9 protein-coding genes are annotated in these 8,253 nt (G+C 74.1%); 6 read left to right on the top strand and 3 right to left on the bottom strand.

The features are described from left to right. The 3 genes from AB0D45_RS27770 to AB0D45_RS27760 all read left to right on the top strand — a co-directional run. Positions 1–777, top strand: a 777-nt coding sequence (locus AB0D45_RS27770) for a dihydrolipoamide acetyltransferase family protein (protein ID WP_362463955.1), incomplete at its 5' end; no start/stop codon positions are given. Between the two features lie 164 nt (positions 778–941). Then, the gene (locus tag AB0D45_RS27765; protein WP_362463951.1) at positions 942–1,880 is read left to right on the top strand and encodes a GNAT family N-acetyltransferase; all 939 of its coding nucleotides are present in this window, start codon (positions 942–944) and stop codon (positions 1,878–1,880) included. 17 nt (positions 1,881–1,897) lie between these two features. After that, positions 1,898–2,662 carry a hypothetical protein gene (locus AB0D45_RS27760; protein WP_362463948.1) on the top strand — a complete coding sequence of 255 codons (765 nt, stop codon included), beginning with the start codon at positions 1,898–1,900 and terminating at the stop codon, positions 2,660–2,662. Positions 2,663–2,683: 21 nt separating this feature from the next. On the opposite strand, the gene AB0D45_RS27755 is transcribed toward AB0D45_RS27760, so the two are convergent. Beyond that, positions 2,684–3,370 carry a TetR/AcrR family transcriptional regulator gene (locus AB0D45_RS27755; protein WP_362463946.1) on the bottom strand — a complete coding sequence of 229 codons (687 nt, stop codon included), beginning with the start codon at positions 3,368–3,370 and terminating at the stop codon, positions 2,684–2,686. A 115-nt stretch (positions 3,371–3,485) separates the two neighbouring features. On the opposite strand from AB0D45_RS27755, the gene AB0D45_RS27750 reads away from it, so the two are divergent. Together AB0D45_RS27750 and AB0D45_RS27745 are read left to right on the top strand one after the other, a co-directional pair. Continuing rightward, positions 3,486–4,100, top strand: coding sequence for an NAD(P)H-dependent oxidoreductase (locus tag AB0D45_RS27750; RefSeq protein ID WP_362463944.1), 615 nt, complete (start codon positions 3,486–3,488; stop codon positions 4,098–4,100). Between the two features lie 13 nt (positions 4,101–4,113). Further along, positions 4,114–5,520, top strand: a complete 1,407-nt coding sequence (locus tag AB0D45_RS27745) for a DHA2 family efflux MFS transporter permease subunit (protein ID WP_362463941.1) — start codon at positions 4,114–4,116, stop codon at positions 5,518–5,520. Here the strand turns inward: AB0D45_RS27745 and AB0D45_RS27740 are convergent. After that, positions 5,517–6,719 (bottom strand): DUF1266 domain-containing protein, encoded by a 1,203-nt coding sequence (locus AB0D45_RS27740; protein WP_362463938.1) that lies wholly within the window; start codon positions 6,717–6,719, stop codon positions 5,517–5,519. The two genes, AB0D45_RS27745 and AB0D45_RS27740, sit on opposite strands and share 4 nt — an antisense overlap. A 10-nt stretch (positions 6,720–6,729) precedes the next feature. Further along, positions 6,730–7,143, bottom strand: coding sequence for an ATP-binding protein (locus tag AB0D45_RS27735; RefSeq protein WP_362463935.1), 414 nt, complete (start codon positions 7,141–7,143; stop codon positions 6,730–6,732). Between the two features lie 47 nt (positions 7,144–7,190). Between AB0D45_RS27735 and AB0D45_RS27730 the strand changes: the two genes are divergently transcribed. Next, on the top strand, positions 7,191–8,225 hold the full coding sequence (locus AB0D45_RS27730) for a helix-turn-helix transcriptional regulator (protein WP_362463932.1): 1,035 nt from the start codon (positions 7,191–7,193) through the stop codon (positions 8,223–8,225). Positions 8,226–8,253: the final 28 nt, after the last annotated feature.

Here is an 8,253-nt window from a genome sequence, read left to right as displayed (position 1 = left end):
GCTCCTGTGCCTCGGCATCGGCCTGCTCACCCTGACCGCGCCCAGGCGCCCGCGCTTCGCCCAGCTGGCCTTCCTGGTCGTCGCCGCCTTCATCCGGTCAAGGGCGTCCGCAAGGTCACCGCCCAGGCCATGGTCGGCTCCGCCTTCACCGCGCCCCACGTCACGGAGTTCATCACCCTCGACGTGACCCGCACGATGAAGCTGGTCCAGGAGCTGAAGGAGGACCCGGACCTCGCGGGCCTGCGGATCAACCCGCTTCTCCTGATCGCCAAGGCCGTCCTCATCGCCGTCCGCCGCAACCCGGAGGTCAACGCCTCCTGGGACGAGGCGGCCCAGGAGATCGTGCTCAAGCACTACGTCAACCTGGGCATCGCGGCGGCCACCCCGCGCGGGCTGATCGTCCCGAACATCAAGGACGCCCACGCCAAGAGCCTGGCGGAGCTGTCGACGGCCCTGTCCGAGCTGGTCGCCACGGCCCGCGACGGCAAGACCTCCCCGGCCGACATGCAGAACGGCACCCTCACCATCACCAACGTCGGCGTCTTCGGCGTCGACACCGGTACGCCCATCCTGAACCCCGGCGAGTCCGCGATCCTCGCGGTCGGTGCGATCAAGCTCCAGCCGTGGGTCCACAAGGGCAAGGTGAAGCCGCGCCAGGTCACCACCCTGGCCCTGTCCTTCGACCACCGCCTGATCGACGGAGAGCTCGGCTCGAAGTTCCTCGCCGACATCGCGGCGGTACTGGAACACCCGCGCCGGCTGGTCACCTGGTCGTAGCGCGCACGCCGCACCGCCGACGGCCGGTCCCCGCCCCGGGGGCCGGCCGTCGGCGTCCGCGCCCCGCGGAGCCGGCCCCGCCTTACGGGGCTCCCGCCCCGCCTCCCCCGACCGGCCGGCAAAACCGCTGGTCCGGGCGGTGGCCGGATGTGATCATCAGCGGGATGAGATTCAGCGCTGCCACCGCAGACCCCGCCGCCCTCGACCGCGCCCTGGCCCACCCGGCCGACGGCCCCGTCGCCGCCCTCACCCCCGACCGGATCCGCGAGGAGTTCGCCGGGAACCGGATGCGCCCGGAGTGGACCTGGTTCGCCGAGGACGACGACGGCCGCGTCCTGGCCCGCGCCCTGTGGTGGGGGCGCTCCGACAGCGAACGGCCCGTGGCCCTGGACTGCCTCCAGGTCCGTTCCGCGGTCGACGACCCGGCCGCCCTGGCCGCCGCCCTGCTGAAGGCCGGCCACACCGCCTTCGGCGAGCGCCCCGGCTACAACGTCTCCCTGCCCCGCGACTGGCGGGCCCGCCCCGGCCTCGCGGAGGCGGTGGCCTGGCGGCAGGAGGCCGCGCGCCGGGCGGGCCTGACACGGGAGATCGAGCGGCTGCGCTACGAGTGGACCCCGGCCGCCGGCACCGCGCGGCCCACCGGGAAGCTCGTCTTCCGGGAGGGGAGCGACGAGGAGTTCCTCGACGCCTTCGTCCGGCTCTCCCGCGGCAGCCTCGACCTGGCCACCCAGGACGAGCTGCGCACCCTGACGGAGGAGCAACTCGCCCGTGAGGACCTCGCGTTCTACCGCGACTGCCCCGGTGAGCGTTCCTGGTGGCGCCTGGCCCACCTGCCCGACGGCACCCTCGCCGGGATGGCGATCCCCTCCGCGACCCCCTACCACCGCAACGTCGGCTACCTCGGCGTCGTCCCCGAGCAGCGCGGCAAGGGCCTGATCGACGAGATCCTCGCCGAGATCACCCGCTTCCACGCCTCCGAGGGGGCCGAGCGCATCACGGCGACCACCGACACCGTCAACCTCCCGATGGCCGCCGCCTTCGACCGGGCCGGCTACGAGGTCACCGAGATCCGCCTCGTCCTGGAGGCCCCGCCCGGGACGTGAGGCGGTAGCCTCCCGGGATGCCGATCGCCGAGCTGCAGGTGTGTTCCGTCGAGCAGGCCGACGTCACCGGCGGGGTGTGCCTCGTACGGTGCGTCGGCGGGGTGGCGCGGACCGGCCAGGTGTACGCGGCCGCGGAGTCGCGGGTCTGGCTGCGCGGGATCGAGCGGTACGGGCGCGACGTCGGCTCCTTCGACGCCGGCCACACGGCGCGGGTCCGCCTCGCGGGCGCCGTCGTCGCGCTGCTCAGCCGGGGCCAGGTACTGACCCGCGTACCGCCGGACGGGCACGGGCTGGCGGAACTGGAGGCCTGGCTGGCGACGGGGCCGCCGCTGACGGACGAGCCGTCTCCGCGGACCCTGCGCGTCCTCGCGGTGGCCGGGATGCAGGACGGCCGGCTGCCGGACGGGGTGCGGCTGCGCTGGGGCCGGCTGGCGGTGGCGGCGGCGTACCGCTGCGCGGCGGCGGAGGGCGCCCCGGACCTGGTGCGGGGGATCGAGCTGGCCTTCGTACGCGGCTACCTGATCCGGGAGTTCGGGCCGGGCAGGGGCGGCGACCCGGCGGCGCTGTGCCGGGAGGTGCTCGCGCTGACCGGCCTCACCCCGGCGCAGGCGGCCGCGCGGGCCCGCGTCTGGCGGGACCTGCCCCGGGCGGAGATCGTGCACCTGCGCCGGCTCAAGACCCTGCTGCGGTGGACGGACGCCGCCCGGCCCCACCTCCCGGACGGCGACCCGGCGGCGCGGGCGCTGGACGCCTGGTCGCGGGTCCGTCCAGAGCTGCCCTAGGGAGGGTCGCGGCGGGGGGCGTCATCCGGCCCGGTAGGCGCGCAGGAAGGCGGCGACCCCGCCCGTCAGCAGCCGGTCGTTCTCCTCTTCGGGCAGGGGCAGCAGGCCGTAGTGCGACTGCTGCACGATCTGGTGCGCGGACAGTGCCATCAGGTGGGCGCCCGCCAGTTCCGCGTCGCCGTGCACGTCGATCAGCCCGGCGGCGGCCAGGCCCGTCAACGCCTCGGCGAGCGCGGCGGCGACCGGGCGCGGGCCGGCGTCCTTCCAGGCCTCCAGTACTTCGGCCGGCACGTGGCCGACCTCGGCGTGGATGTGCCGGACCAGCGCGAAGTGGTCGGAGTGCTCGGACATCACGCCGACCATCGCGCGGGCGAGGGCCGTCAGGTCCCGCTCCAGGTTGTCCGGGTGGGGCGGGCGCGCGGGGTCGAGCAGGGCGTGCAGCCGGGCGGTCTGGGCGTCGCGCACCTCCGCGGAGGTCCAGGTGACGACGGTGGCGAAGAGCTCCGCCTTTCCGCCCGGGAAGTGGTTGTAGAGGGTCCGGGTGGAGACCCCGGCCGCCGCGGCGAGCGCGTCGACCGAGGCGCGTGCGTACCCCTCGCGGCCGAAGACCGCACAGGCCGCTTTCGCGAGGGCGATCCGTTTCGCCAGCTTCCGCGGCGGGATCTCAGGCGGTACCCCTTCTGCGCGGGCGTCGTTGCTGCCAGCCACTCCCGACCTCCTCCATTTTTTACAACGGGCGTTGCATTTTTTACAACGCACGTTGTAGTTTACCGGAAGCGGGGGCCGCACCGGGCGGCCGGTCCGCTGACCGAGGGGGATCATCATGTCTGCCGACGAAACAGCCGTGGACGAGACGCTGCGCGTGGCCGTCGTCATCGGCAGCGTCCGCGAAGGACGCCGCGGGCCCGCCGTCGCCGACTGGTTCCTGAGCGCCGCGGCCTCCCACGACACCGGCCTCCGGTTCGACGTCATCGACCTCGCCGAGGTCCCGCTCCCGCTCGCCATGCCCGACTGGGGCGGCACCCCGGACCCGACGGCCGCCGCCGTGCTGGCCGAGGTCGGCCCGCGCCTGGCCGCCGCCGACGCGTTCGTCATCGTCACCCCGGAGTACAACCACAGCTTCCCGGCCGCCGTGAAGAACCTCATCGACTGGCACCGCCCCCAGTGGCAGGCCAAGGCCGTCGGCTTCGTCTCGTACGGCGGGGTCAGCGGCGGCCTGCGCGCGGTGGAGCAGCTCCGGCTGGTCTTCGCCGAGATGCACGCCGTGACCGTACGCGACTCCGTGAGCCTGCACGGCCCGTGGTCCGGACTCGGCCCGGACGGCGTACCCCGCGACGCGGCCGTCACCGAGAGCGCCGCCAAGAACATGCTCGGCCAGCTCGACTGGTGGGGACGGGCGCTGCGGACGGCCCGCGCGACCCGTCCCTACGAGGGCTGAAGGGCCGGCGGAGATGACCACCGCACCCACCTCCGCCGCCCCCCGGGCGGCGACGCGCACCGAGTCCGGGGCGTTAGGCAGGACGATCACCGTCGTGATCACCGGATCGGTGATGTCGGTCCTCGACATGACGATCGTCAACGTGGCGCTCGGCCGGCTCTCCGAGGCGTTCCACGCCCCGCTGGAGACCATCCAGTGGACCGCCACCGCCTACACCCTCGCCCTCGCCGCCGTCATCCCGGCCGCGGCCTGGGCCATGGGCCGCATCGGCGCCAAGCGCACCTACCTGACCGCCCTCGTGCTCTTCACCCTCGGCTCCCTGCTCGCGGCCTGCGCGTGGGACGCCGCCAGCCTGATCGCCTTCCGCGCCGTGCAGGGGCTGGGCGGCGGACTGCTGATGCCCGTCGGCATGACCATGGTCATGCGCACCGCCGACCGGGCCCGGCTGGGGCGGGCGATGGCCCTGCTCGGGCTGCCGATCCTGGTCGGACCCGTCGCCGGCCCGATGCTCGGCGGCTGGCTGATCGACACCGCCTCCTGGGAGTGGATCTTCCTGGTCAACCTGCCCGTCGGGGCGGCCGCCCTGGTCCTCGCGGCGAAGCTGCTCCGCCCGGACGCCCCCGCCGACCCGGCGTCGGCGCCCCGGCTGGACGTGCCCGGGCTGCTGATGCTCTCCCCGGGCCTGGCCCTGCTGCTGTTCGGCCTGTCCCGGGGCGGCGAGGGCGGCGACTTCACCGCTCCGGGGGCGCTGCTGCCGACGCTGGCCGGCGCCGTGCTCGCCGCAGCCTTCGTACGGCGGGCGCTGAGGGTCCGCGAGCCGCTGCTGGACCTGCGGCTGCTGCGCGACCGCACCTTCGCCGCCGGGATCGCCGCCCTGGCGTTCTTCGTCTGCGGCTACTTCGGCTCGATGCTCCTCGCCCCGATGTACTGGCAGCAGACGCGCGGCATGAGCGCGAGCGCGGCGGGCCTGCTCGTCGCCCCGGCGGGGCTCGTCGTCGGCGTGACCATGCAGATCGCCTCGCGGCGCGTCGACCGCGGCTCGCCGCGCCGGCTGATCTCGGCCGGCGTCGCGGTGGGGGCCCTCGGCATGCTGGCGAGCGCCCTGCTGACCGGCACCGACGGGGTACCGGCCTGGCAGGTCGTGGGCGCGGCCATGGTGATGGGCGTGGGCGCCGGAATGGTGCTGATGCCGACGATGACCACCGCGAGCCGTGACCTGCCGGCGGAACGCGTGGCCGCGGCGAGCACCGCCCTCGGCATCAACTCCCAGCTGTGGGCGTCGGTCGGGACCGCGCTGCTGTCCGTGGTCCTCGGCTCCACAGGGCTGAACCCGGCCGGCTTCCGCCTCGCGCACGGCGTCGCCGCGGTGCTGCTGGCGCTGGCCGTGATCCCGGCACTGCGGCTGCCGGGGCGGCGCTAGTCCCAGGGGAGGTTGAGGTACGGGCTCGCCGGATCGGTGGTCAGGGTGAGGTGGGTGGCGAGCGAGGAGCCGTACCAGCGCCCGAACTCCTCCTCGTCGAAGTGCAGGCACCGCCCCAGCGCGTACCCGGCGGAGAACTCCGCCCACGAGCGGTACGCCCCGCGGGCCGCCCCGCCCGCCCGGAGCACGGCGCGCTCGGCGTCCTCCAGGGTGCCGTAGCGGGTGGCGAGGCCCCAGCGGGCCATCTGGGAGGCGCGGCCGAGGTCCCAGGCGTGCACCGACCGCACCCAGCCGTCCTCGGGGAGCAGCCCGTCGGCGCGGAAGCGCTGCTCGTAGCGGGCGATCCGGCCGATGAGCCGGCGCACCCCGGCGATCTCCCCCTCGACCTCGGCGACGGGCCGCGGAGCGGCGACGGTCACGCCGTCGGGGGTGAGCTGCGGCTCGGCGGCCCGCTCGGCACCGCGGCGCAGGCTCGCCTCGGCGGCGCGCCGCCAGTGCTCGACGTCGACCGGGCCGGCGAAGTCGGCGGCGATGACGCGGCGCACGCGGAGCGCGTACTCCCAGACGGGGCTGACGATCTCGGCGTTCAGCATCTGCCGGAGCACGCGGAGCCAGCCCGCGCTGTCGGTGACGCCCCAGGACGTGCGCAGCCGCTCGCGCTCACGGGTGTAGCCGTTGCCGTGGTGGGCGAGGGCGTTCCAGAACTCCCCGTTGGAGACGGCGAGGTGGGCGCCGACGGCCAGCCCGTGCGCGACGGGGCCGTGCAGCGGGCCGCCGGTGTGCAGGGCGTGCACGGAGCCGGGGGCCAGGCCCCAGGTGGGGGCGGCGTCCCAGTGCGCGCGCCAGCGGGCGCGGTCGGCGGGGGTGGTGGTCAGGTACGCCTCGGCGGGCGTGCCGGGGTTCACGGCGAGGTGGGCGGGGTCCCGGTCGTCCCAGGCGTGGGCGAACCAGGCGAGGCTCTGGCGCAGGAACACCGTGTGCGGGTCGGGGGCGGGCAGCATGCCGCGGGTGTAGACGGCGAGGCCGGCGGGGCCGGGATGGAAGCGGGCGGCCCGCGGATCGGCGTCGACCTGGGCGCGGGGCTGGGGCAGGAACAGCTCGGCGCGGGCGAGGGCGTCGAGGTACGCGGTCCAGTCGCCGCGGGCCTTGGCCCCGTACAGCTCCCTCTCGATCGCACTCGGCGCGGTCCAGCCATCCATACGGGGGACCCTATACGGGCCCCGGGAGCGCGCACTCGGCCCATACGGTCTTCCCGACCACCAGCCGTGAGGCCCCCCAGCGCCGGGCGACGGCGGCCACGACGTGGAGCCCCCGCCCGTACGCCTCCTCGTCGGTGACCGCTCGCGGCTCGGGCCACCGCTCGCCTTTCGGATCGGTGACCGCGACGCGGAGCACTGCTCCGTGGAGCTGCACCTCGACCCGCAGGTACCGGTCCCGCACGGAGCCGTGGAGCAGCGCGTTGGTGACGAGCTCGCTGGTCACGAGCGCCACGTCGGCGGCCACCCGCGGCTCCCCCCACGCCACGGCGAGCCACGCGGCCCACCGCCGGGCGGCGGGGACGGAGTCCTGCCGCGGCGGGTAGTGGCGTACGCCGTAGCGGGTGAGGGTGTGCTCGGTGGTCATGGCACCTCCTGATCGGGCGGTGGCTCTGCCGGTGCCGTGGTGCGGGCATGCCGGTGCACTTCCGCCAACTGATGCTGCGCGGTGAGCAGTTCATTACCGACCGTAGGGGTGTTCCCGGTGAACCGGCAAGCTCTTCCGGAGATATCTATCCCCAGGGAGTAGTTGTGTCCGGTCTGCCGCACGGTGAAGACTGCTCCGGGTACGAGGAGGTGGACCAAGTGCCCACGGACAACCGGGTGTCGACGGTGCTGGCCAGGCGTCTGGGCGGAGAGCTGTTGCGCTTGCGCGACGCCGCCGGCCTGACGCAACCACAGGCGGCTCAGGTGCTGAGCGCGACCGCAGCCAAGATCGCCAAGATGGAACGCGGCTGGGTGCCGTTCCGGGATCCCGACATCGTGGCGTTGTGCAAGCTGTACGGCGTGACGGACGAGGCCGCCGTGGCCAACCTGCTGTCACTGGCCAAGCTGGACCGCGAACGTCGCAAGGCCAAGGGCTGGTGGCAGCACATGCCCATGGTGGGCGGCTTCGGCGAGTACATCGCGATGGAGGAGGTCGCCACGCGCATCCGCACGTGGCAGCCCGCCCTCATCCCAGGACTCCTCCAAACCCCCGAGTACATCAGGGCCTTGGGCGTCACCTCGAACTGGTCGCACCCGGATGAGATCGAGGCGCTGGTGACCTCGCGGGTCCAGCGACAGGCGCGCCTGCGGGGCGAAACGCCGATGGAGCTGCACGCGGTTCTCTGGGAGGCGGCCCTGCGCCATCAAGTGGGCAGCGCCGAGGTGATGCGGACACAGCTCGACCACCTGGTGGAGATGGCGAACCTCCCCCATGTCCACGTGCAGGTGCTGCCCTTCCTTGCGGGTAGGCATCACGGGGCCAAGGGCTCCTTCAGCATCCTTTCGTTCGCCGAGCCCGGCGCACTGGACGTGTCCTACGCGGAGGCCATCGGCTCTACCCTGTGGGCAGAAGGGGCGGAAGCCAATGCGGCCTACGCCACTGTGTTTGATCGGGACGCACGGCTGAGCCTTGCGCCGCACGACTCCGCGAACCTGATCGAGGCGATCCGTAAGGGTGTGTAGGACCGTGAGGCAGTTCGAGTTCGTGAAG

The sequence above is a fragment of the Streptomyces sp. NPDC048352 genome, assembly GCF_040651895.1.
In the GTDB taxonomy this organism is placed as follows: domain Bacteria; phylum Actinomycetota; class Actinomycetes; order Streptomycetales; family Streptomycetaceae; genus Streptomyces.
This window is presented reverse-complemented; position numbering and strand designations above follow the sequence as displayed.

What these genes read in the sequence shown, in the direction of transcription:
- AB0D45_RS27750 (WP_362463944.1), top strand. Translation starts at nt 3,486, where the DNA reads ATGTCTGCCGACGAAACAGCCGTGGACGAGACGCTGCGCGTGGCCGTC.
- AB0D45_RS27730 (WP_362463932.1), top strand. Translation starts at nt 7,191, where the DNA reads ATGCCGGTGCACTTCCGCCAACTGATGCTGCGCGGTGAGCAGTTCATT.
- AB0D45_RS27740 (WP_362463938.1), bottom strand. Translation starts at nt 6,719, where the DNA reads ATGGATGGCTGGACCGCGCCGAGTGCGATCGAGAGGGAGCTGTACGGG.
- AB0D45_RS27760 (WP_362463948.1), top strand. Translation starts at nt 1,898, where the DNA reads ATGCCGATCGCCGAGCTGCAGGTGTGTTCCGTCGAGCAGGCCGACGTC.
- AB0D45_RS27765 (WP_362463951.1), top strand. Translation starts at nt 942, where the DNA reads ATGAGATTCAGCGCTGCCACCGCAGACCCCGCCGCCCTCGACCGCGCC.
- AB0D45_RS27735 (WP_362463935.1), bottom strand. Translation starts at nt 7,143, where the DNA reads ATGACCACCGAGCACACCCTCACCCGCTACGGCGTACGCCACTACCCG.
- AB0D45_RS27745 (WP_362463941.1), top strand. Translation starts at nt 4,114, where the DNA reads ATGACCACCGCACCCACCTCCGCCGCCCCCCGGGCGGCGACGCGCACC.